General features: G+C 67.4%; 23 protein-coding genes. 6 read left to right on the top strand and 17 right to left on the bottom strand.

Features of this window, described 5'->3' with window-relative positions; translation table 11 throughout:
- The first annotated feature begins 70 nt into the window (after window positions 1-70).
- Window positions 71-1,102: a glycoside hydrolase family 18 protein gene (locus AC3WOS_RS04280; RefSeq protein WP_492714603.1), complete on the top strand. Its 1,032-nt coding sequence runs from the start codon at window positions 71-73 to the stop codon at window positions 1,100-1,102.
- Between the two features lie 80 nt (window positions 1,103-1,182).
- Here AC3WOS_RS04280 and AC3WOS_RS04275 read toward each other — a convergent pair whose 3' ends face one another.
- The 13 genes from AC3WOS_RS04275 to AC3WOS_RS04215 all read right to left on the bottom strand — a co-directional run bounded on the left by AC3WOS_RS04275 (window position 1,183) and on the right by AC3WOS_RS04215 (window position 14,217).
- Complete coding sequence (locus AC3WOS_RS04275; RefSeq protein ID WP_492714602.1) at window positions 1,183-1,575, bottom strand: hypothetical protein; 393 nt, start codon at window positions 1,573-1,575, stop codon at window positions 1,183-1,185.
- A gap of 14 nt (window positions 1,576-1,589) precedes the next feature.
- A complete protein-coding gene (locus AC3WOS_RS04270) occupies window positions 1,590-1,832 on the bottom strand; it encodes a hypothetical protein (protein WP_492714601.1) in 243 nt (80 codons plus the stop codon).
- A gap of 129 nt (window positions 1,833-1,961) precedes the next feature.
- Window positions 1,962-3,275, bottom strand: a complete 1,314-nt coding sequence (locus AC3WOS_RS04265; RefSeq protein ID WP_492714600.1) for a tetratricopeptide repeat protein — start codon at window positions 3,273-3,275, stop codon at window positions 1,962-1,964.
- 135 nt (window positions 3,276-3,410) lie between these two features.
- Window positions 3,411-4,610, bottom strand: a complete 1,200-nt coding sequence (locus tag AC3WOS_RS04260; protein WP_492714599.1) for an ABC transporter ATP-binding protein — start codon at window positions 4,608-4,610, stop codon at window positions 3,411-3,413.
- Window positions 4,611-4,614: 4 nt separating this feature from the next.
- Window positions 4,615-5,922, bottom strand: coding sequence for an MFS transporter (locus AC3WOS_RS04255; protein ID WP_492714598.1), 1,308 nt, complete (start codon window positions 5,920-5,922; stop codon window positions 4,615-4,617).
- An 81-nt stretch (window positions 5,923-6,003) separates the two neighbouring features.
- The gene (nagZ, locus tag AC3WOS_RS04250) at window positions 6,004-7,497 is read right to left on the bottom strand and encodes a beta-N-acetylhexosaminidase (RefSeq protein WP_492714597.1); all 1,494 of its coding nucleotides are present in this window, start codon (window positions 7,495-7,497) and stop codon (window positions 6,004-6,006) included.
- Window positions 7,494-8,309: a carbohydrate ABC transporter permease gene (locus tag AC3WOS_RS04245; protein WP_492714596.1), complete on the bottom strand. Its 816-nt coding sequence runs from the start codon at window positions 8,307-8,309 to the stop codon at window positions 7,494-7,496. The genes nagZ and AC3WOS_RS04245 overlap by 4 nt, the downstream gene beginning before the upstream one ends.
- Entirely contained in the window at window positions 8,306-9,169 is an 864-nt protein-coding gene (locus AC3WOS_RS04240) for a carbohydrate ABC transporter permease (protein ID WP_492714595.1), read from the bottom strand. Before AC3WOS_RS04240 ends, AC3WOS_RS04245 begins: the two co-directional genes overlap by 4 nt.
- Before the next feature lies 1 nt (window position 9,170).
- Entirely contained in the window at window positions 9,171-10,436 is a 1,266-nt protein-coding gene (locus AC3WOS_RS04235) for an ABC transporter substrate-binding protein (RefSeq protein ID WP_492714594.1), read from the bottom strand.
- Window positions 10,437-10,484: 48 nt separating this feature from the next.
- Window positions 10,485-11,498, bottom strand: coding sequence for an SIS domain-containing protein (locus AC3WOS_RS04230; protein WP_492714751.1), 1,014 nt, complete (start codon window positions 11,496-11,498; stop codon window positions 10,485-10,487).
- Between the two features lie 5 nt (window positions 11,499-11,503).
- Window positions 11,504-12,601, bottom strand: coding sequence for an N-acetylglucosamine-6-phosphate deacetylase (nagA, locus tag AC3WOS_RS04225; protein WP_492714593.1), 1,098 nt, complete (start codon window positions 12,599-12,601; stop codon window positions 11,504-11,506).
- A complete protein-coding gene (locus AC3WOS_RS04220) occupies window positions 12,598-13,332 on the bottom strand; it encodes a GntR family transcriptional regulator (protein WP_492714592.1) in 735 nt (244 codons plus the stop codon). The genes nagA and AC3WOS_RS04220 overlap by 4 nt, the downstream gene beginning before the upstream one ends.
- A 3-nt stretch (window positions 13,333-13,335) precedes the next feature.
- Entirely contained in the window at window positions 13,336-14,217 is an 882-nt protein-coding gene (locus tag AC3WOS_RS04215; RefSeq protein ID WP_492714591.1) for a glucosamine kinase nucleotide-binding domain-containing protein, read from the bottom strand.
- 315 nt (window positions 14,218-14,532) lie between these two features.
- Between AC3WOS_RS04215 and AC3WOS_RS04210 the strand changes: the two genes are divergently transcribed.
- A complete protein-coding gene (locus AC3WOS_RS04210) occupies window positions 14,533-14,814 on the top strand; it encodes a hypothetical protein (protein ID WP_492714590.1) in 282 nt (93 codons plus the stop codon).
- Window positions 14,815-15,018: 204 nt separating this feature from the next.
- Here the strand turns inward: AC3WOS_RS04210 and AC3WOS_RS04205 are convergent, their stop codons facing one another.
- Together AC3WOS_RS04205 and AC3WOS_RS04200 are read right to left on the bottom strand one after the other, a co-directional pair.
- Window positions 15,019-16,350 carry a head GIN domain-containing protein gene (locus tag AC3WOS_RS04205; RefSeq protein ID WP_492714589.1) on the bottom strand — a complete coding sequence of 444 codons (1,332 nt, stop codon included), beginning with the start codon at window positions 16,348-16,350 and terminating at the stop codon, window positions 15,019-15,021.
- Between the two features lie 154 nt (window positions 16,351-16,504).
- Window positions 16,505-16,927, bottom strand: a complete 423-nt coding sequence (locus AC3WOS_RS04200) for a hypothetical protein (RefSeq protein ID WP_492714588.1) — start codon at window positions 16,925-16,927, stop codon at window positions 16,505-16,507.
- A gap of 297 nt (window positions 16,928-17,224) precedes the next feature.
- Between AC3WOS_RS04200 and AC3WOS_RS04195 the strand changes: the two genes are divergently transcribed.
- The 3 genes from AC3WOS_RS04195 to AC3WOS_RS04185 are packed head-to-tail and all read left to right on the top strand — an operon-like array spanning window position 17,225 to window position 19,702.
- Window positions 17,225-17,410 (top strand): hypothetical protein, encoded by a 186-nt coding sequence (locus AC3WOS_RS04195; protein WP_492714587.1) that lies wholly within the window; start codon window positions 17,225-17,227, stop codon window positions 17,408-17,410.
- Window position 17,411: 1 nt separating this feature from the next.
- On the top strand, window positions 17,412-17,936 hold the full coding sequence (locus AC3WOS_RS04190) for a hypothetical protein (protein ID WP_492714586.1): 525 nt from the start codon (window positions 17,412-17,414) through the stop codon (window positions 17,934-17,936).
- 17 nt (window positions 17,937-17,953) lie between these two features.
- On the top strand, window positions 17,954-19,702 hold the full coding sequence (locus AC3WOS_RS04185) for an AAA family ATPase (RefSeq protein ID WP_492714585.1): 1,749 nt from the start codon (window positions 17,954-17,956) through the stop codon (window positions 19,700-19,702).
- A 107-nt stretch (window positions 19,703-19,809) separates the two neighbouring features.
- On the opposite strand, the gene AC3WOS_RS04180 is transcribed toward AC3WOS_RS04185, so the two are convergent.
- Window positions 19,810-21,552 (bottom strand): chloride channel protein, encoded by a 1,743-nt coding sequence (locus AC3WOS_RS04180; protein WP_492714584.1) that lies wholly within the window; start codon window positions 21,550-21,552, stop codon window positions 19,810-19,812.
- Window positions 21,549-21,974, bottom strand: a complete 426-nt coding sequence (locus tag AC3WOS_RS04175) for a MarR family winged helix-turn-helix transcriptional regulator (protein WP_492714583.1) — start codon at window positions 21,972-21,974, stop codon at window positions 21,549-21,551. Before AC3WOS_RS04175 ends, AC3WOS_RS04180 begins: the two co-directional genes overlap by 4 nt.
- Before the next feature lie 142 nt (window positions 21,975-22,116).
- Between AC3WOS_RS04175 and AC3WOS_RS04170 the strand changes: the two genes are divergently transcribed.
- Entirely contained in the window at window positions 22,117-23,004 is an 888-nt protein-coding gene (locus AC3WOS_RS04170) for a general secretion pathway protein GspB (protein WP_492714582.1), read from the top strand.
- The last annotated feature ends 32 nt before the right edge of the window (window positions 23,005-23,036 follow it).

Genomic DNA, 23,036 nt, shown 5'->3' with positions numbered 1-23,036 from the left:
GCAGCAGTCAGCCCGCATCCGCGCAAGCACAACTTGCCGGCTGCGGGCTTTTTTCTGGAAGAGATCCGATATGACATCCTGCACAAGAAGGACGGCGGCCCTGGTCGCCACCACGGTGGCACTAACGGCGGGCGCATCGTGGGCGCAGGCCGCGCCGCCCTTTGTCTACAGCCCCTACAAGCATCTGGCCATGTGGAACGACGCGGCCACCAACGTCATCACGGCCGCGCCGGACGGTGTGCGCACGCCCTACATCAGCGGCGCCACCAGCCCGTTCGGACGGCAGGCGTTGACCTGGGCCTTTGCCAGCGGCGAGTGCGGCGACGAGATGTGGGGCACGCAGCGCGGCCAGGACGTGGCCGCGGCCAACGTGGCGGCGTTCGACCGGGCCGGCATCGGCTACCTGATTTCCACCGGCGGGCAGGGCGCAGTCTTCACCTGCGCCAGTGCCGATGGCATGGAACGCTTCATCGCCCGCTACGACTCGCCGCACCTGGCCGGCATCGACTTCGACATCGAGGCCGGGCAGAGCGCGCAGCAGATCAGCGCACTGCTGGCGGCGGCCGCCGCGGTGCAGGCGCAGCGTCCGGCCCTGCGTTTCAGCCTGACGGTGCCCACGCTCGCCGCGTCGGACGGCAGCCTGCGCAGCCTGAACGAAACGGGCGTGGCGGTGTTGGACGCGGCGCGCCGCAGCGGCCTGCGCGACTATGCGCTGAACCTGATGGTGATGGATTACGGCCCCGCCAGCCGGGCCGCGTGCGTGGTGCGCGCGGGGCGCTGCCAGATGGGCTTGTCCGCGGTCCAGGCCGCGCGCAACGTGCATCGCAAGTACGGCGTGCCGTACGAGCAGATCGAATTGACGGCCATGATAGGGGTGAACGATGTGCCGGAAAATGTGTTCACCGTGGCCGACGCGCGCATGCTGGCCGGTGCCGCGCACCGCATGAAGCTGGCCGGTTTGCATTTCTGGTCGCTGGACCGCGACACGCCATGCCCCCTGTCGGCCGCCGGCGCCGAGGCCACCTGCAGCAGCCTGCCGCACGTGCCCAGCGGGGCGTATGCGCGCGCGTTCGGCGCGGTCGCGCGCACGGCTGGCAGGTAACTGGCCGCTGGGCCGGCCAGTTTGGTCCTTACCCGGTCGGCTCGCCGCCCAGGCAACGTGCCCCGGCGGCTGGTGGTAAGTCAGGGCGTGCTGTCCGGTAGCGGCGTGCCGCCCGCGGGCGCCAGGCGCGCCGCCGCGGCAGCCTGCCGGCGCTGCCACAGCGTCGTCAAGCCATACATCAGCAGCAGGATGGCCAGCCACGCGGCGTACACCACCGGCAGTGACGGCGCATACCCCGGCGGCAGCGTGTAGCGTATCGGCGTGCCTTGCGGCAGGGCGCCAAAGCGCAGCAGGAAGTAGAGGCCCGACAGCAGGTGGATCAGCGCGATATGCACGACGTAGAAGAACAGGGGCGCGCCGCCGAACAGCAGCAGCACCGGCACGCTGCGCATGCGCTCGAACAGGGCCAGCAGCGGCAAGGCGATGCCCAGCGTGACGCACAGGTACAGCAGCGACGGCGGATATTTGTGCACGCGCAGGAAGGAAATCAGGTCCCAGGTCCAGCCCCGTCCCTGCGGCGACCATGGATCGGGATCGCCATAGAAATTCCCGCTGCGCAGCAGCGCGAACTGATCCAGCGCGTGTAGAACCAGGCCGGCGTAGTCTGGTCCAGCTGTTCCGGCCCCCAGTTGGCGGGGCCGAAAAAATCGCGCACATGGTCCAGCGCCATCAGGGCGATTACCAGCCCGCGCAACATGTCGATACTGGCCAGCCGTGCAGTCTTGCCCATCTCCGCCTCCCGTTTTCCAGGATGCCCATTCTGCTGCCGAATTATCATAAAATCAAGGGCGAAAAAAAAGCCAGACGGCGAGGCCGTCTGGCTTGCGTGCAGCTGCCGGCGCCAGGCCGGCAGTGCCGCTTATTTTGCTGCCTCGGCAGCCGGTGCCACCGGGTTCTTGGTCCACATGATCCAGTAGCGGGCCAGGTCGCCGCGGCCGTCGTTGCCGGTCACGGTTTCCAGCGTCTTCAGGGCTTCGTCCTTGCGGCCGGCCATGGCGTAGGCGTAGCCCAGGCGCAGCTTGGCATCTTCAGGATTTTTCAGCACGCCCTTGGCGATACCCTTGTTCATCAGCTCCAGGCCGTGGTCGAACTGACCCATGGTGACGTAGGCATAACCGAGGTTGACCAGGCCCACACCGTCCTTGGACTTGGCGGCCGAGGCTTCGCCGCTGCCGATGTTCTTGGCGTCGTCGGCCGCGCCCTTGTTGGCCTGGTCGCGCATTTTCTTGTGCTTGGCCGCGTCCGCGCCGGTGCCCATCTGGCCGCCGGCAAAGCCTTTGTCCAGCGCGTTCTTCGCTTCCGTGTAGAAGCCGCCCTGCAGCGCCAGTTCGGCCAGGTCGGAATAGTCGTCCGCTTCCATGCGGCCGGGGACCACCACCTGCTTCATGCGCAGCACGTCCAGGTCGAAGCGCTGGTTGTAGTTAGGCTTGCCGCGGGTGCGGTTGAGCAGGTCGAACCAGTAGGCTTCGGTCGGGTAGTACTTGACCAGGTATTCCACCGCCTGCAGGTACAGGGCGTTGTCCTTGCTCTTGATGCCCACGTTGCCCAGCAGGGCCAGCGCGTCGGACGACGGCGAGGTGCCGGCCTTTTCCGCCGCGGCCACGTCCTTCAGCACTTCCGTCTTGACGGTGGCGTAGTCGTTCTTGAAGAAGTAGGCGCGCAGCATCTGCGGGCGCACCTTGGCAGTGTCGCCCGTTTCGGTCTGATAGCGGGCAAACCAGACGATGGCCTTGTCGAAGTCCTTGGCCGTGTAGTAGATGTTGCCCATCGCTTCGATGAAGTTGCTCTTGTCCTTGGGCGCCAGGCGGCCCGATTCGATCATCGCTTCCAGCGCCGGCAGCAGCAGGGCGTTGTTCGAGCTGGCCGAGCCGACCTGCACGCGCATCTGGTTCAGCACGAACACTTCGAACGGGGTCAGGTTGGGCATGGCCGCAGCCTGGTCGACGCGGTTCATCACTTCCGTGTAGTTCTTGGCCGCCATCAGGTCCTTGATCTGGGCCGGGTCGATCAGCTTGAAAATTTCGGGGCGGACCGTGTCCGCCTTCGGCGCTTCGGGCGCAGGAGCGGCCTTCTCAGCGGCCTGGGCGGCCGTCATGCCGAGCATGGCCGGCGCTGCGTTCAGGCCGATGGCGGCCAGGATCAGGCTAATACGGGCGAAACGAAATTGGGACATGGTAAATCCTTCAATCAAAGACGATGGACGCGCGGCGGTTGGCGCCGCGTCATCACGGTAAGGGGTGGGCAAACCGCACATTCTGCCACCGCTTGCGTGGCAGGAGAAGGGCGGTCCGGACAAACCCGCGTATTGTTACATAAATTGCCCGACGCCCGCCAATTGTGCCGTGCGCGCGGGCTGCTGTTCGCCGCCGGCCGGAGCGGGCGGCAGGGCGCGTCCATCGGCGCCGAACAGCAGGCAACGGGCTGCCGGCAGCACGATGCTGGCGCGGCTGCCGGCATGCAGCGGTGCCGCCTCGGCCGGCTGGCGCACGGCGATCATGTCCGGCGCGCCGGCCAGCGTGGCGTAGACGATGGATTGGTCGCCCAGGTATTCCACATGGCCCACGCCCACTTCGACGGCGTTGACGTGCGCGTGCGCGCCCGCGCCTTCGTCCGTTCCCGCGCCCGCGTCCGGCGCGCGCAGTGCCAGGTGCTCGGCGCGCACCCCCAGGGTGACGGCATCGCCGCGCCGCACGGCGTTGCCGTCGACGGCCACTTCGACGATGGCGCCGCCCGGCAGCAGCACGCTGGCGTGGCTGGCGCCGGCGGCGAGGATTTCGGCCGGGATGAAATTCATCTTCGGCGTGCCCAGGAAGCCGGCCACGAACAGGTTGCACGGCGCGTTGTACAGCTGCTGCGGCGTGCCCACCTGCTCGATGCGCCCGCCGTTGAAGACGGCGATGCGCTGGCCCAGCGTCATCGCCTCCACCTGGTCGTGGGTGACGTAGATCATGGTGGTGCCCAGCTCCTGGTGCAGGCGGCTCAGTTCCACCCGCATCTGGACCCGCAGGCTGGCGTCCAGGTTGGACAGCGGTTCGTCGAACAGGAACAGCTGCGGCGTGCGCACGATGGCGCGCCCGATCGCCACCCGCTGGCGCTGGCCACCCGACAGTTCCTTGGGCCGGCGCTGCAGCAGCGGCGTGATGCGCAGGATGTCGGCCGCCCGCTCCACGGCCGAGCGCACGGCCGCCGCCGGCTGGCCGGCCAGCTTGAGCGCGAACGCCATGTTCTCGTACACCGTCATGTGCGGATACAGGGCATAGGACTGGAACACCATGGCCAGCTTGCGCTCGGCCGGCGGCACGTCGTTGGCCACCCGTTCGCCTATCCTGAGCTGGCCGGCGCTGATCTCTTCCAGTCCGGCGATCATGCGCAGCAAGGTGGACTTGCCGCAGCCGGACGGGCCGACGAATACCATGAATTCGCCGTCGGCCACTTCCAGGTCCACGCCGTGGATCACGGCATGCTTGTCGTAGTGCTTGACGATGCCTTGCAGGCTGACGCTGGCCATGGGCTTAACCTGCCGCCGCCGCGTGCGGCGCTGGTTGTTGCTGTTGCTGCTGGCGGGCGCTCATGGGGATCAGCTGCGACAGCACGGCCACCGGAATGGCGCTCAGCATGACCCACACGAAGAAGTGCTGGTAGCCGAGCGCGATCTGGATATCGCCGCTGACCAGTTTGAACAGCACGAAGCCCAGCTGCATGATGCCGGTCGAGAAGGCGTAGTGCGCCGTCTGGTATTTTCCCGGCGCGACCACCTGCATCATGTACAGGATCAGGCCCACGAAGCCGAAGCCGTAGCCGAACATTTCCAGGCTCAGTGCAGCGCCGATCACGGTCAGGTCGGTCGGCAGCCACGTGGCCAGGAAGTAAAACGCCAGGTTGGGCAGGTTCAGCGCCAGGATCAGCCACAGGATGGCGCGCTTGAGGCTGAGCCAGGAAGTGAAGTAGCCGCCCGCGATGCTGCCCACAATGAAGGCCACCGTGCCTACCGTGCCATACACGGCGCCCACTTCGGCCGTACTCAGTCCCAGCCCGCCCAGGTTGCGCGCCTCGCGCAGGAACAGGGGGCCGATTGACTGCACCTGCGCCTCGCCGGCGCGGAACAGGATGATGAACAGGATGGAAACCCAGATGCCGGGCTTGCGGAAGTATTCCACGATCACTTCCCACAGCGTGCGGGCGATGGCGGTGGCGTTGGTGTCGGCACCGATGGCGTTTTTCGCCTGCGGCAGCGCCCAGCTGTTGTAGAGCGCCAGCGCCACCATGATGGCGGCCAGGATGCCGAAGCAGATGGTCCACGCCGGCACCACGCCGATGGTCTTTTCAAAGTGCCCGGCCAGCAGCAGCAGGGCGCCCGTGGTGAAGAACTTGCCGGCGTTGAAGAAGGTGCCGGTCCATCCCGCGTAGGCGGCCTGGCCTTTCTCGGTCAGGCTGGTGATGTACAAGCCGTCGCAGGCGATGTCGTGGGTGGCCGAGGCGATGCCCACCAGGGCCAGCATGGCCACGCAGGCGGCGAACCAGAACGGCGCGTGCAGCGCCAGCGCCACGGCGCCCAGGCACAAGCCACCGAGCAGCTGGAACCCGACCACCACCAGCTTCTTGCTGCTGGCCAGTTCCAGGAAAGGGCTCCACAATGGCTTGAACACCCAGGCGAAGCCGATCAGGGCGGTCCAGTGATTGAGCTCGTCGTTGGGCACGCCCATGCTCTTGAACATCTGGTTGGCCACGATGGCCACGGCGAAGAACGGCAGGCCCTGCGCCAGGTACAGGCTGGGTACCCAGAGCTTGGGATTGCGGACGTGGGGTTGGGTGTGGTCCATTGTTGTCTCTTGTTTTGTCGTGGTCTGGTTAGGTCGTTATCGCCTGCCGTGGTTCGCCTGGCGTGCTGCTGGCGCGCCGGATCAGTCGAAGCCGGGCACCGGCACGCGGCCGTTCGCTTCCAGCTCGCCGGCCAGCCAGGCGTTGACGGCGTCCAGCGCCGGCGCGGCGAAGCCGTAGGTCATCAACGCGGGGGCGGCGATGTCGAGCGCCTGGTACGGATTCCACAGCGCCAGGTGCACGTCGGGGCGCCAGCTGTCGCGCGCGCGCGGGCCGTAGCGCAGGCGCGAGGTCGAGGCCAGCATGGTGTAGCGGCCGTCCTGCGGCAGCGCCGACCAGTCGAACGCCTCGGCGTCGTCGTAGGTGACCAGGTCCACGTCGTACAGGCGGCGCAGCGAAGCGGCCACCGTGGCGGCCGGCACGCCCGCTTCGGACACGCCGTCGCTCACCACGTCCTGGCGCATCACCAGCCGTACCTTGCTGCCGGCGGCGGGACGCTGCGGATTGCCGCGCGCGCTCAGGGCGCGGCGCCAGCCTTCGGCCATCACTGCGCGGTCGGCGGCGTCTTCCAGGTAGGTGCGCGGCTGGCACGGATAGCTCAGCGCCAGCGTGGCCAGGCGCGCCAGCCGGGTGCGCACTTCGTCCATCGACAGCTCGCCCGAGGCCAGCGCGTCGGCGATGGCGTTCAGTGTCTCTTCCTGCGTTTCCGGGGTGCCCAGCGCCATCACCATGTCGGCGCCGGCCAGCAGCGCGCGCACGGCGGCCTTGCCCACGCCGTAGCGGCCGGCGATGGCGTGCATGTCCATGCCGTCGGTGATGATCACGCCCTGGTATTGCCATTCCTCGCGCAGCAGCTGGTGCAGGATGCGGCGCGACATGGTGGCCGGATAGTCCGGATCGAGCGCGGGGTAGACGATGTGGGCCGTCATCATGGCCGGCGCTTGGGCGGCGGCCAGGCGGAACGGCGCGAACTCGAACTGCTCGAGCTGCGCCAGCGGCTTGTCCACGGTGGGCAGGTCGCGGTGCGAATCGACGTGGGTGTCGCCGTGGCCGGGGAAGTGCTTGACGCAGCAGGCCACGCCTTCGTCGTGGCTGCCGGCCATCCAGGCCATGCCCAGTTCGGCCGCGCGCCGCGGTTCGGCGCCGAACGAGCGCTCCGCGATGACGGGGTTGTGCGGGTTGTTGTTCAGGTCCAGCACGGGCGCGAAATTCCAGTTGAAGCCCAGTGCCTTGACGGCGCGCGCCACGGCGGCGCCGGTGCGGTGGGCCAGGTCCGCGTCGTCGGCCGCGCCCAGGCCCATGGCCGCCGGCGGCGCCGGCACCCAGGTCGAGCGCACCACGGCGCCGCCTTCCTGGTCGATGGCGATCAGCGATTCAGGGCCCATCAGGGCGCGCAATTGGGCCGTCAGGGCGGCCAGCTGTTCGGAGTCCGTCATGTTGGCGCGGAACAGGCACACGGCGCGGATGCCGTTGGCCTGGATGAAACGCGCGGTGGCGGCATCGAGCACGGTGCCGGGGAAGCGGATCATGATCAGCTGTCCGGCGATTTTTCTCAGTTCGTTCAGGGTGTTTTTCATTTCACTGCTCCGTCCATGCCGCGCATGAAGAATCGTTGGGTAAAGAGGAAGGCTGCCAGCGTGGGCAGGATGGTCAGCACGGTTCCGGCCGCGATCACGCGGGTGCTGCTGCCGAAGGTGCCGCGCAAATACAGCACGCCGACCGACAGGGGGAAATCGTCCGGCTTGCTCATCACGATCGAAGGCCAGATGTATTCGTTCCAGGATTCGACCGCCGTCAGGATGCCCACCGTGGCCAGCCACGGCGCGATCAGCGGCAGCATGATCTTGCTGAAGATGGTCCATTCGGAGGCCCCGTCCACGCGCGCCGCGTCGATCAGGTCCTGCGGCACTTCCTCGAATGCCTGCTTGAGCAGCAGGATGGCGACGGCCGTCACCACGTTGGGCAGGATCACGCCGGTGTAGGTGTCGACCAGGCTCAGTTTGGTCACGGTGATGAAGTTGACGAGAAAGTTCACTTCCGACGGCAGCACCAGCGTGGCCAGGATCAGCGCGAACACCAGCTTGCGGCCGCGGAACTGCATGCGCGCCAGCGGGTAGGCCGCCATCGAGCACAGGGCCAGCTTCCAGAACACGGTGCAGGCGGCGATGAAGACGGAATTGCGGAAGAAGGCCAGCATGGGAATGGCGCGGAACGCTTCGGCAAAATTGGCCAGCGACGGCGCGCGCGGCCAGAACGTGGGTGGGAAGGCGAAGATGTTGCCCTCGGTGGAGAGCGCCGTCACCAGCGTCCACCAGAACGGGAATACGCACACCACGGCCAGCGCGCACAGCACGGCGTAATGGAGCACGGTGTGCGGACGCATTTTCATCGGCCGCTCCGGGGCTTGATGTAGCGCAGGCACAGCACGGCGATGCCCACGCAGAACAGCGAGACGACAAAGCTGGCCGCCAGCGCACGCGGCAGCTTGAGGTGCTTGAGGCCCTGGTCGTAGGCGTAATACAGGCCGGTGAAGGTGGAGTTCATGGGGCCGCCCTGGGTCAGCACGTCCACTTCCTGGTAGGCCTTGAGCGCGGCCAGCACCGACAGGATGGTGCACACCATGATGGTGGGGCGCAGCATGGGCACGGTGATTTTCCAGAAGCGCTGCCAGCGTGTGGCGCCGTCCAGGATGGCCGCTTCCTGCATGTCGGCCGGTACCGCCTGCAGCGCGGCCAGGTACATCACCATATACCAGCCCAATCCGCGCCACAGCGTGACGAACATGATGGAGAACAGGGCCAGCGTGTCGTTCGATAGCCAGCCGACGGGCGCGCCCACCAGGTGCATGGCCAGCAGCACGTAATTGAGCGCGCCCTGTTCGTGGAACATGAAGCCCCACATGATGCCCACCACCGACACCGTCGTCACCACCGGCACGTAGAAGGCGGCGCGGAACAGGCGGATGCCGGGCAGGCGGTTGTTGACCAGCACCGCGAGGCTGAGCGCGCCCACCTGCACGCAGGGCACCATGAGCAGGAACACGAGCGAGTTTTTCAGGCCGGTGACGAACATCTCGTTGTCGAAGATGTAGCGGAAGTTGTCCAGCCCGACCCAGTGGGTGGGCCGTATCAGGCTGTAGTCGGTGAAGGCCAGCCAGGAGCCGAAGGCCACGGGCCAGAACGAGAACACGGCCAGCAGCGCCAGCGCGGGAGCGAGGAACAGCCAGGCGGCGAGGGGGCGGCGCGTCATCTCAATGTCCCCTTTGCGTGGCCAGCTTGCGGTTCCAGATCGCGGCCGCCTGGTCCAGCGCCTGCTGGATGTCCTGCTTGCCTGTCACGCCCGCCTCGACGGCCTTGACCAGGTAGCGCCGCAGTTCGTCGTAGTCCGTCACGCCGGCCACGTACAAGGTGTGCGCATGCGGCATGGAGACGGCGCCGGCGGCGACCGCCTTTTCCGACGCGCCCGCGCCCGGCGGCACGGTGGTGAAGAAGGCGTCGCTGGCGGCGCGCGCCATGGCCGGATAGACGCTGGCCTGGCGTGCGAACGCCAGCTCGTTTTCGTCATTGGTGAGATAGCGGGCGAACTTGCCCACGGCCGGGAGCAGCGCGGGATTGACGTTCTTCGGCACGGCGAAATGGATCAGCCAGCCGCCGTCGGCGATGCCGGTGGGGCCCAGCGGCGCGGGCGCCACGTCGGTGACGGCGTAGATGTCCGCGGCGTCGGCCTGGACGCGCTTGAGCGCCGTGGGCGGCGCCAGCAGCATGGCCAGCCGGCCGCCCTTGTAGGCGTCGATCGCGGCGGGGAAGTTATCCTCGGCGAACAGGCTGTCCTTGAGCAGGCCGCCGGCCTGGTAGGTGTCGGCCAGCTTGCGCACCAGCGCCACATGCTGCGGCGAGTTGAACACGGCGCGCCCGTCGCGGATCACGGCCAGGCCCTGCTGCATCATCAGGCCGTCGATCTTGGACAGGGCCGGGCACAGGCCGGCCTTGCCGGTGCGGGCCGCGATGCGGCGCGCATAGTCGAGTTGCTGGTCCAGGTCGCGCGGCGGATGGACGATGCCGGCCGCCTGGAACAACTGCTTGTTGTAGGCGATGACGGCGACGTTGCTGTACAGGGGGAAGCCATAGGTCTTGCCGCCGAAGGTCAGGTCCTGCAGGGCGGCCGGCAGATAGCGCGGACGGGCCTCGGCCAGCAGCGCATCGACGGGCGCCAGCAGGCCGTCGCGGGCGAATTCCTCGGCCCACGGCACGTTCAGGTTGACCAGCGCCGGCGGCGTGCCGGCCACGATGCGCGTGACCAGCTTGGTCTGGATCACGTCCCACGGGAAGTCCACCCACTCGAGCTTGACGCCGGGATTGTCGGCCTCGTAGCGGCGCGCCAGCGCCTCGAAGTAGGGCGTGAACCTGGGCTTCATGCTGAAGGTCCAGAACTCGATCTTTTGCGGTGGCGGCGATGGCGAGGCCATCGCGCACCAGCCCAGCGCCAGCCATGCAGTCAGCAGTAACTTGATCTTCATGGCAGGTCCGGGATGGTGGAGGCGGGGCGCTGGCGCTGGTATTGGCGCTTAGTTGGTCTTGGTGACTTTGCTCAGGTGGCGCGGGCTGTCCGGGTCCATGCCGCGCGCCGCCGACAGCTTGGCCGCCATGACGTAGAAGGCCTGGATCGCGACGATGGGGTCGAGGTCCGGTGTGGCCGCCGTGGGCAGGGTCAGGTCGCGCTCGGCCACGTCGGCCGGCGCGGCCAGCAGCACGCGCGCGCCACGGCCGCGCATCTCGGCCGCCAGCTGCAGCAGGCTGGCCTGGGTCGGGCCGCGGGTGGCGAAGATCAGCAGCGGATAGCCTTCCTCGATCAGGGCCATCGGGCCGTGCTTGATCTCGGCGCCGCTGAACGCTTCCGCCTGCAGGGCCGACGTTTCCTTGAACTTCAGGCCCGCTTCCAGCGCCACGGGGAAGCTGATGCCGCGGCCCACCACCATGATGTTGCGGGCCGGGGCCAGGATGTCGATCGCCTGCGACCAGTCTTCCCGGGTGGCGGCGCGCAGCGAGTCGGGCAGCGCTGCCAGGCCGTCCAGCAGTTCGGGATCGTTCTGCCACTGGGCCACCATGCGGGCCGCGGCCACCAGGCTGGTGATGAAGCTCTTGGTGGCGGCGACGCTCTGCTCCTTGCCGGCGCGCAGCGGCATGGCCCATTCGGCCGCGTGGGCCAGCGGCGAATCGATGTCGTTCACCAGTGCCACGGTGGTGGCGCCGCCGTCGCGGAAGTAGCGGATCGGCTCCACCACGTCCGGGCTCTGGCCCGACTGCGAGATGGAGATGGCCAGCGTGTCGCGCGTGATCAGCGGCGACTTGTTGAGCGTGACGAGCGACATCGGCAGCGACGCCACCACCCGGCCCAGGCGCGCCATGATCAGGTAAGCGGCGTACGAGCAGGCATGGTCCGAGCTGCCGCGCGCGATGGTCAGCGCGGTCGAGAAGGACGTGCTCCTCAATTTGCGGCCCAGCTCCGCGTAACGGTCGGTGTCGCTGGCCAGTTGCAGGGCCACGCAGTCGGCAGCCGACAGCGCTTCTTTGAGCATCATTGAGGTCACAACAGTTCTCCTTCGATATAAACGGCTTTCAGATTCAGGTCGCGGTCGAGCACCACCATGTCGGCCCAGGCGCCGGGCGCCAGGCGGCCCCGTTCCTGCAGGCCCAGGTAGTCGGCCGCGTAGGTCGAGACGCGGGCCGAGGCGTCGGCCAGCTCCAGCCCCAGTCCCACCAGGTTGCGCAGCGCCTGGTCCATGGTGAGGGTGCTGCCGGCCAGCGTGCCGTCGGGCAGGCGCACGCCGCCCATGCATTTTTGAACGGTGTGGCGGCCCAGCATGTACTCGCCGTCCGGCATGCCGGTGGCGGCCGTCGAATCGGTCACGCAGTACAGGTGGGGGATGGCGCGCAGCGCCACCTTGATGGCGCCCGGATGCACGTGCAGCAGGTCCGGTATCAGTTCCGCATATTGGGCGTGGGCCAGGGCCGCGCCCACCATGCCCGGCTCGCGGTGGTGCAGGCCGCTCATGGCGTTGAACAGGTGGGTAAAGCCGGCCGCGCCGTGCTCGAGCGCCGCCACGCCGTCCTCGTAGGAGCCGAGCGTGTGGCCGATCTGCACCCGCATGCCGGCGTCGGACAGCTCGCGCACCAGCTGCAGGTGACCGGCGATTTCCGGCGCCACGGTGATCAGCTTGAGCGGCGCGAAGGCGGCCAGGCGCTGCACGTCGGCCAGCTTGGCGGCGCGCGCATAGTTGGGTTGCGCCCCGAGCTTGCCGGAGTTGATGTACGGGCCTTCCAGGTGGGCGCCCAGCACGCGCGCGCCGCCGGGACGGCGGTTGGCGCACGCCTCGCCAATCGCCTTGAGGGCGACGTCGATGTCTTCCGGCGGCGCCGTCATGGTGGTGGCCAGCAGGCTGGTGGTGCCGTGCCGGGCATGGATGGCGGCGATGGCGTGGACGGCGTCGCCGCCTTCCATCACATCCTTGCCGGCGCCGCCATGCACGTGCAGGTCGATAAAGCCGGGGATGACGTAATCGTCGCCGTTGGTGGCCGGATCGGTGGCGGCGCCGTGGATGGCGCCGATACGGTCCGAGAACGCGATCTCGCCGCGGATCCAGCCCGCCGAGGTCAGGATATTGCCTTTGATTGCACCGCTCATCTGCGCGACTCCGCTACGAATTCATAATAATCACTACGGCAAAACGAGTGGGTCAGTTCCACTGCGGCGCCGTTGTCGAGATAACTGACGCGGGTGATGTGCAGCATGGCGGCACCCGCGGGTATGTTGGCCAGGCGCGCCTGCTCAGCGTTGGCGTTGACGGCGCGGATATGCTGCAGCGCGCGCATCGGCACCGCGCCCGTCGCTTCCAGGTAGCCGTACAGCGAGTCCGTCACGCTGTGCGGATTGGGCATGTAGGCGGCCGGGATGGTGGTCGTTTCGATCGCCATCACCACGTCGTCGGCCGTGCGTAGGCGCTTCAGGCGCGCCACCGGCATGTTGGGCGACAGGCCCAGCGACAGCAGTTCCTGCGGCGAGGCCACGCCGATGTCGCGCTGCAGCCAGCGCGAACCGGCCGTGAAGCCGCGCTGGCTCAGTTCTTCGGAAAAGCTCGTCAGGCGCGACAGCGGCTGCTCCAGCTTGGGCGTGATGTAAGTGCCCGAGCCGCGCTTGCGGGTCAGCATGCCGCGCTCGCACAGCATGTCGATCGCCTTGCGCGCCGTCACGCGCGAGATGGTCAGCATCTCCGACAGCACGCGCTCGGACGGCAGCGCCTCGTTGGCGCGCCAGTCGCCGCTGGCGATGCCGTCGGACAGCTTGTTGGCCAACTGCATATAGAGCGGGGTGTCGCTGCTGGTATCGGGTCTGAAATCGCTCAACTGTGCTAGCACTGGCTACTCCTTCCAATGTTGTTGTATCAGCCGCAGGGCGCCGGCGGCGGAATCGCCGTGCGGCGCCACCAGCCGTTGCAACAGCGCCTGCGGCAGGTAGGGACGCAGGGGCGCGGCCAGGCCGCCGCACAGGGCGATGGGCAAGGTGGCGCCGGCGTCGAGCGCCTGCGCGATCAGGGCCACCTGGCGGCCCGCTTCGAGCAGGATGGCGCGCGCCGTGGGATCGGCCTGCGCGCCGGTGTCCGCATATTGCAGCACCAGCCGCGCCAGCTGCGCATACTGGGTCTGGTTGGCGCCGGCCAGCCAGACCTGGATCGCGTCGCGCGTGCCGCCGCAGGCGTCGATCACGGCGCTGGCGAACGGGCTGCCGGTGGCGCGGCCGTCGATCACCTGCTGGATGTGGTTCACGGCGCGCAAGCCGATCCAGGCGCCGCCTGCCTCGTCGCCGGACGGGAAGCCCCAGCCGCCCACTTCGTAGCGGCTGCCGTCGGCCAGCATCACTTCGCCCACGCTGCCCGTGCCGAGCGCGATGATGGCGCCCGGCTGGCCGCAGTGGGCGCCCAGCAGCGTGGTGCCGGCATCCGTTTCCAGCGCCACCCTGACGTAGCCAGGATTGGCCGCCACGAACTGGGCTGCCCATTGCTTATTGTGGACCCCGGCCAGGCCGAGGCCGATGGCGATGTGCTGCTTGTCGGGGATGGCCAGGCCGGCGGCGCGGAAGGCCTGGGCGGACGCGTCTTCCACGGCAGCCCAGGCGCGCTCGATGCCGTGCAGCAGGCCGGAGGGGCCGCTGGCGCCTTCGGCCAGTTCGCGTCCGTCGCGGTCCGCCAGCCGCACCCGGGTGCCGCTGCCGCCGCCGTCCACGCCGATGAAGTATTCGATCATGATTGTCTGAGAATGCCTGAGCTGTAGTGTCCGTCCCGGCCTGGCCTTGCATACCGCCTGCAAACCGGGGAGTTGTGGGGCACTATAAGTTTGCCAAACCAGCTTGTCAACAGGTATTTAACTGGTATTGTCTATTCTCGAAGTGGACTGCCTTCAGTTCTGCTATTTGCATAGCTAACTCGTTGTTTTGTAACGAATAGATTCTTTTTGGAAATGGTATGGTTTTCTGCCTGGTTGCAGGCCAATCTGGTCTTGTTGTGGTAGGCAGGCGACGGCCGGGGTACACTGTCGCCTTTAGCCTCCGGAAGTGCAAAGATGAACAAGGCAGTACAGAACGATTATTGGGACGAATGGCAGCGCGAAGCGCTGGCGGCCGGCGTCAAGGCGCCGTTGGCCAAGCTAGGCATGGAAGTGCTGCGCGCCCACCGCAAGAACCGCTGGCCCAAGCATTTCCTGGGGCGGATGGAAGACGGCCCGGTGATGCTGGCCATGTGCCTGGAAGAGCCCGATGAAAGCGAGCTGCTGTTCATCGAAAACCTCCACCCCTACGACGCCAAGCTGATCGCCGCCACCAAGAAGCGCCTCTGCTTCGACTGACAAAATAAACCGGGACGTAACACGGTTTCTGAAACTGGGGACGTAACACGGTTTTCGAAAACCGTGTTACGTCCCCAGTTTCGCGTCCCCAGTTTCGGTGCTGGAAGGGCAGTAAAAAGGCCGCACGTCCGGTTGGACGGTGCGGCTTTTGCTCGAAAAAGGGGTACGTCCCCATTTTCTGGGGGGCGGGCACGATGTGGCGTGTCAGTTGACGCGTTCGCGGGCGCCGTTGCGGTCTATCGTCAGCAGCTCTGTCTTGTCGGCCGTCTTGACGCTGACCATGGCGCTGCCGGGGCCGCGCACCACCACGTCCGCCTGTGTGGCCCACAGCCGGCGCGCATTGAGGTCGCCCGAACCGGTGAGCTGGACGTGCAGGTTGTCCGTCTTGCCGTCCAGCGTGACCCGGCCGGGCCCGTCGATTGTCAGCTTGACTTGCTTGCAGTCGGCGCTGGCGTTCAGGTCGCCCGATCCGCTCACCTCCGCGTCCAGCGTGTCGCTGACCTTGTTCAGGTAGATGTTGCCGGGACCGCGGCTGCGCGTGACGGCCCGCGTCACTTGCAGGTTCTTCGCGTTCAGGTTGCCCGAGCCCGTCACTTCCGCGCTGAGCGTGCCGCCGCTGCCCGACAGCATCATGGTGCCCGCGCTGCTGAGGATGGCGCGCACGTTCTGCGCCTGCAAGCCGCGCACGGTCAGGTCGCCCGAGCCACGCACTTCGGCGTCGAACTGGCGGATGGTGCCGGCCACGCAGGCATCGCCGGCGCCGCGCATGACGGCCGTCACCGCTTCCGTCTGCAGGCCGCAGGCGGCCAGGTCGCCCGAGCCAGACAGCTCGACCCGCAGTTCCTTGCTGCTGCCGTTCACGCGCATGTCGCCGGCCCCGCGCAGCACGGCGTTGACGCGCCCGCCATGTACGTCATCCACGCTCAGGTCGCCCGAGCCGTTCAGTTCCGCATTGACATCCTGGCCGATGCCGGCGGCCGACACGTTGCCTGCACCGCTCATCCGTACATTCAGTTTGCCCACGCTCATGGCGCGCAAGTTGGCGTCGCCGCTGCCGCTGGCGTGCAGGGTCAGCTCGCGCGCGTCGCCGCTGGCGCGCAGGGCGCCCGGGCCGGCCGCGGTCAGCGTCAGCTGCTGGCCATGGAATTGTTCGAGCTGCACGTTGCCGCTGCCGCTGGCGCTCAGGCTGGCCAGGCGGGGCGCCGTGATGTGCAGCGTCAGCGGCGGCCGCTGGCCCCAGTTGAACGACAGGTTCCAGCCTTTGTGGCGCAACGGCCGCACCACCAGCGTATCGCCCGTGACGACGGTTTCGACGCTGGCCATTTCCTTGCGCGGGCCGCTCAGTTCCACGGCGGACTCGCCCTGCGCCGTGACCAGCACGCGCCACGGTCCTTCCAGCGAGATGGCGCTGAACGGCGCCACGGCGCGGCTTTCCGTGCCGCTGGCATTGTCGGGCTGGGGCGTGGCCGCCAGCAGCGGGGTGCAGGCCATGGTCAGGGCGGCGGCCAGGGTGCTACGTTGGATCAGCTGGTTCATGGCGTCTCTCTCGCAGTGCGGTGGGAATGGCAGCAAGATAGACCATCGTCGCGGCGGACGTGGCCGCAAAAAGACAGAAGGACGGATGGGCGGGATCAGGTGCAGAAAAGGGGACTTGAACGGGAACGGTGGCGCTGGCCTGACCTGGCGCAGGCTATTCCTTGGTGAACTTTTCGTCTTTTTCTTCCTGCACGGTGAGGAACAGCAGTATCAGGCCGATCAGCAGCATGGAGGCCATCGGCGGCTCCGGCAGGTCGGAATACTTGCTCTTGAGCGCTGCGGGGCGGGATACTTTCTTGCCGGGAGCGGCGTTGTGTCCGGCGATGCCTTCCACCCGGGTGGCGGTCAGCTGCGGCCGTATCCAGTAGCCCACTTGCTGACGCGGCAAAACCACGTCGTCGGCCAGATAGGGTTGCAGCACATGCATGGGATCGTCGATCTCGATGAAGCCGCGCGGCATGTCGCTGGCGCTGTCGCTGCTGGTGTTGCTGTCGATAACTACGGCATCCCCCGCCTGGGCTGTTGCGGCAACAAACAGGGACAGCGTCAACGCAAGCGCTGTGATGATGCTTTTCATTACCCTCTCCAAGAGTTCTTATTCTCCGGCGCTCTTTCGACCTCAATTCATTAGAGCATATCACCCTGGTACTGGATACTAGAATTTCATAATAGTCGTTATCGAATTTGAATGTTTGAGCTATCGCTCACACCTGCGCCAGATCAACGCTGCGCCATACGCTACAGTTTATACACTGGCGAGCCGATATCTACCTTCACACGCGCGCGAAACAGTATGTGATTTCTAAGCACAATGTCATAATGCCACCCAAGGGGCGACCGCTGCGCGGGCCGTCGGCTGGCGAAGGGAGTAAGCATGATCAAATATATGGGAACCAGAAAGACGGAAGACGGTGCGGTACTGTATATTTTCCTGATCAACGGTTTGCAGAAGGAAGTGCGCGAAAGTGCATTGAAGCAATATCCTGGCTGTTATGAAGTGCTGCCAGCCGCGGCCAAGGCCCGCATCCAGGCCAACCGGGCCTGGATGTCCAAGCTCTAGCATGCGCACAGCGCTGAGCAGTCCGTTGCGTCAACTGGCGCTGCGCGTGACGGCGCCGTTGCTGCTGGCGCTGTGCGGCGCCGGCGTCCACGCGGCCGTTCCCACCACCTTCGGTACCATCGTCGGCAATGCCTTACTGTGCCGTAACGAAGTCGACAACCGCTATTTCCACACCTATCTGACCGCCGCCTTCGGTCCCGCCTACAAGCACGACGGCGGCGCCTACTGGTTCAAGTCGGACGGCGCCACCCTGTGGGGCGTGGAGATATCCGAGCTGATGGTCAGCGACGACACCAGCACCTTCGTGTTCGTGGGCGCCGTGGCCGAAACCACGCCGGACAAGCTGGAACAGGCCATCGCCGGGCAAGTGGGCATGCAATATGCGAAAATCGACAGCTCGGCATTCCCGGTGCGGGAAGCCAGGCCGGCCAGCCGCATCGTCTATTTCAATACCAAGTCCAAGATATACTGCGCCAAGTTCAAGCCGCTGCCGCCCGTCCAGCCCAAGGCCGTGCGCCCGCGCTGACGCCAACCAGGGGTTTCATGTACACGCAATTTTTCAGCCTGAAGCAGCCGCCGTTTTCCATCGCGCCCGATCCGCGCTATCTGTTCATGAGCGAACGCCACCGCGAGGCCCTGGCCCACCTGCTGTACGGCGTGGGCAGCGGCGGCGGCTTCGTGCTGCTGACGGGCGAAATCGGCGCCGGCAAGACCACCGTCTGCCGCTGCTTCATGGAACAGATTCCCGCCAACTGCAAGCTGGCCTACATCTTCAATCCCAAGCTATCGGTGGAGGAGTTGCTGCTGTCGGTGTGCGATGAATTCGGCATCACGCTGGCGCCGCACGGGGCCGGGGCGGTGAGCGTCAAAGTGTATGTGGATGCGATCAACCGCTACCTGCTCGCCAGCCATGCCCAGGCCCATAACAATGTGCTCGTGATCGACGAGGCGCAGAACCTGTCGGCCGACGTGCTCGAGCAATTGCGCCTGCTGACCAACCTGGAGACGAACGAGCGCAAGCTGTTGCAGATCATCCTGATCGGCCAGCCCGAGCTGCGCGCCATGCTGGCGCGCCCGGAGCTGGAACAGCTGGCCCAGCGCGTCATCGCCCGCTACCACCTGGGGCCGCTGACGGAGGCGGAAACGGGCAGCTATATCGAACACCGGCTGGCCGTGGCCGGGGTGACGGCCAGTTCGCCGTTCCCGCGCCGCCTCACGGGGCTGGTGCACAAGCTGGCCAAGGGCGTGCCGCGCCGCATCAATCTGCTGTGCGACCGGGCCTTGCTCGGCGCTTACGTGGAGAACCAGCCGCAGGTCACACCCGCCATCCTGCGGCGGGCCGCGGATGAAGTGTTCGCCGGACCGGCCCGGGCGGGGGGCGGCGCGCGCCGGGCCTGGCCGCAATGGGGTGCGGGCTTGGCGGCCGGAACGCTGGCCGGCGTCGCGCTCAGCGCGGCGGCCTGGCAGTGGCTGCCTCGTGATACCAAAACGGTATCAGGGCCCGATCTGCACGCAGCCTCGGCTGCGCGCACGGCGGGAAGCGCGGGCGTGGCCGCAGCCACAGGGACAAGGGCGACGGCCGGTGTGGTTGTTGGGACAGGCCCATCGGCTGGCACCGTCGGGGTGGGACCATCGGCCGCAGCCATCGCGACGGCCGCATCGCCCGTTACCGCAGTGGCTGGTCCGTCGTCCTCACCCGCGCCCGCCGGCGACGGGGCGTCGCGGCCCGAACCGCTGTTGCGTCAGCTGGCCGCGTTGTGGGGACAGACTTTGCCGTCAGGTGAGCCGTGCCAGGTGGCGGCCAAATTCAACCTGCGCTGCCTGCAAACCAAGGGCGGCATGGCCGAACTGCGCCAGCTGGACCGTCCGGCCGTGCTGACGCTGCATGACGATCCGGCCTATCCCCGTTATGCCTTGCTGACGGCGCTGGACGCGGCCGGCGCCACCGTCACGTTCGACGGCAAGCCCCAGCGCCTCAGCCTTGATGCGCTGGCCGCCCGTTACGACGGCAGTTACGTGACGTTCTGGCGTGCCCCGCGCAGCTGGCGCGACGAGGTGACGGACGGCGACCATGGCCCCGACGTGGACTGGCTGGCCAAACGCCTGTCCCAGTTGTACGGGTTGAAGAAGCCCGCCGAGAACCAGGCGCTCGATGCGGCACTGATGCATCGCCTGCGCGAATTCCAGGCCGCCCAGCATTTGAAGGCGGATGGCGTGGCAGGCCCGAAAACGTTTATACGCCTGTACCAGTTGGCCGGCGTGCAGGAACCACGGCTGACTACGCCGCGCTGACGCCGCCTGCCGGCAGCCGACGGCATCCCGCAGGCCCCTGCGGTCCGCGGCAGTGCCCCGGCAGTCGCTGGCAGTCCCGGGCAGTCGCCGCCACCCCATCCACCTGATTACGGCTGGCGCGTGCGGAAGCGCTGCGGGATGGCGCTGCGGAAGGTCTGGCGTTGCTGTTCCTCGCCGAACAGGGTGCCGGCCGGCTTGATCAGGTCGCTGCGGCTGACCAGTCCGATCAGCTTCAGCGACTGGGCGTCTGCCACCACGGGCAAGCGTTCCAGCCCGTGAATGGCGAGCCGGGTGGCCACGGCGCGGCAAGTTTCCGTGCCCAGCGCCACGTTGGGTACGTTCACCCCGAACAGTTCGCCCACCGTGTGCGCCGCGCCCCGTTGCAGCGCGGCCCGGTCCACCATGCCCACCAGCCGTTCGCCATGCAGCACGGGATAGGCCCGGTGCAGCTGGCCGTCGCCGAAGTGGCTGAGCAGCACGTCGGCCACGCGCGCCTGCGCGTCCACGCACACGGGGGTGCTGGTCATCACTTCCGCGACGCTGTGCTGCTCCATGGGATCGATGCCGTATTCGCGGTAGATGTGGTAGCCGCGGCGGGCGATCTTTTCCGTCAGGATGGAACGTCCCATGGTCAGCACCGTAAAGCCGTACGCCACGGCGGAAGCCATCAGCAGGGGCAGCAGGGCATTCACGTCATGCGTCAGTTCCACCGCGAACACCACCGACATCACGGGCGCGCGCATCATGCCCCCCAGGGTGGCGGCCATGAACACGAGCGGCCACAAGGCCGGATCGTTGCCCGGCAGGTAGGGGCCGAGCAGGGCGCCCAGGCCGGCGCCCAGCATCAGCAGCGGGGCCAGCACGCCGCCCGAGGTGCCCGAGCCGAGCGCCAGCACCCACATCACGGCCTTGCACAGCAGCAGGCCCAGCATGAAGTGCAGCGCCAGGTGGTTGTGCAGCAGGTCGCCGATCACGTCATAGCCCACGCCCAGCGCGCGCGGCTCCAGGTAGCCGCCTATGCCGACGGCCACGCCGCCGATGGCCGGCCACCACACCCAGTGCAACGGCAGGCGGTGGAACCAGTCTTCGACCCGGTACAGCGAGGTCGACAGCAGCCAGGCCAGGGCGCCGGCCACCGTGCCGGCCACCAGGCAACCTGGCAGCACGGCAGCCGTGGGCGCCAGCGTCTGCAGCGGGAACAGGGGGCCGCCATCGAGTACCAGGGCGCGGGCAAAGCCGGCCACGGCGCACGCCACGGCCACCGGCAGCAGGCTGCGCGGGCGCAGCTCGAACAGCAGCAGTTCGACCGCCATCAGCACGGCCGCGATGGGGGTGCCGAAGATGGCCGTCATGCCGGCCACGGCGCCGGCCACCAGCAGGGTCTTGCGTTCGGCGCCCGTCAGGTGCAGGTGCTGGGCCACCAGCGAACCGAGCGCGCCGCCCGTCATGATGATGGGGCCTTCCGCGCCGAACGGCCCGCCGCTGCCGATGGCGATGCCCGAGGACAGGGGCTTGAGCATGGCCACCTTGGGCGACATGGTGCTCTGGCCGAACAGGATGGCTTCGATCGCCTCCGGGATGCCGTGGCCGCGGATCTTTTCCGAGCCGTAGCGCGCCATCAGCCCGATAATCAGGCCGCCGATCACGGGCACCGCCAGCACCCACCAGCCCAGCGTGTTGAGGGCGGGCGAGCGTTCGGCCAGTGAAAAGGTCTGGAAGAAGAACAGGTTGGTGAAGAAATGGATCAGCCGCAGCAGGGCGCAGGCAGCCAGCGTGCTCAGCAGGCCCACCAGCGCGGCCATGGCCACGATCATCAGGCGCAAGTCGCCCGCGAAGTCGCGCCGGCTCATGGCTGCTCCTGCCAGTCGACGACGGGCACGGTGAACTTGCCTTCCAGCGACTGCAACTCGGCCCGGTGCAGGTCGGCCAGCTTGACCAGCAGCGCTTCGCCGTGCGGCAGCAGATGCACTTCCACCTGGCGCTTGTCGGCCGTGCTCACGCGCCGCTGCACCAGTCCGGCCGCCTCGCAGCGCGACACCAGCGCCACCACGCCGTGCTGTTGCGATTGCAGCCGTTCGGCCAGTTCGCCGATGCTGGCCCACTCGCGGCCGGGAAAGCCTTTCACATGCAGCATCAGCAGATATTGCAGAGGGGTGATGCCAGCCGCGCGGGCGGCCGATTCGGAAAAGTGCTCGAAGCGCCGCATCTGATAGCGGAAATTGGATAGCGTTTCGAAGTCGCTTTTGCTAAGTTCGTGGGAGCGGGGAGACATGAGGCCAGGTAAAGTGATATGGGGAAAGTAAATATATCACATTATGATGTAATGTTTTGGGTGGGATGAATTTCGGGGCCGCAGGCCGTACAATCGCAGGATTGACCACTCCCATCGGGCCGGCCGGACCAGCCGATCACACATGTCCTACATCCTGGAAGCACTGAAGAAGGCGCAGGCGGAACGCCAGCTGGGCGATTTGCCCACCATCCATGCGCCCGCCATCGCCGCCGCGCCGGCTGCCCGCGCCGGCCTGCGCAACAAGCCGCTGGTGCTGGCGCTGGGCGCTTTGGGCAGCGTGACGGTGGGCTTGCTGGCGCTGGTGTTGCGCCCGGCGCCACCGGCCGCGGCCACTGCCGGCGCGCCCGCGCCGCAGGCGGCGAACATGGCAGGAACGGCCACTACCGCGCCCGCATCGGCACTGCCGGCGCCGTCGCCGTCGCCTGTTGTGGCGCAGATACAGACCGTTGCCGCGCCATCGTCTGTGGCGCCCGCGCCGGCTTCGACCTTGCTTCCATCCGTGACGCCGGTACCAGCGGCGGCCGCGCCGTCGTCCGTCGCGCCCTCCGCGCCTGCCACTGTGCCGCCATCCGTGGCGCAGACGCCAGTGGCCACCGCGCCGCGCGTGGTGCAGACCCCGGCGGCTCCGGCTGCCGCCGCAGCCCCAATCGCCGTATCGTCCCGCAACGCCGTGCCGCGCCATGACGCCCCCGTGTCGGCCAAGGCAGCCTTGGGTGAGGGCGCTGCGGCCGCCACTGCGTCCGTCAACCCCGCGCCGTCCGCCGCGCCGGCGCAGGAGGACACAGCCCAGAACCTGCGCGAGCTGCCCGAACCGATACAGCGCGCCATCCCGCCCATTGCCGTGGGCGGCTATATCTACTCGCGCAACCCGGCCGACCGCCTGCTGCTGATCGACAAGGTGCTGCGCCACGAAGGCGAGGAGGTCGCCCCCGGCCTCGTGCTCGATAAGCTGCTGCCCAAGGCCGCCGTGTTCACCTTCAAGGGCTACCGCTACCGCGTGCCATACTGACGCGGTCACGTGCAATGTGATCGGAATGTCAT

The sequence above is a fragment of the Rugamonas sp. FW305-51 genome, from assembly GCF_058786935.1.
This window is presented reverse-complemented; position numbering and strand designations above follow the sequence as displayed.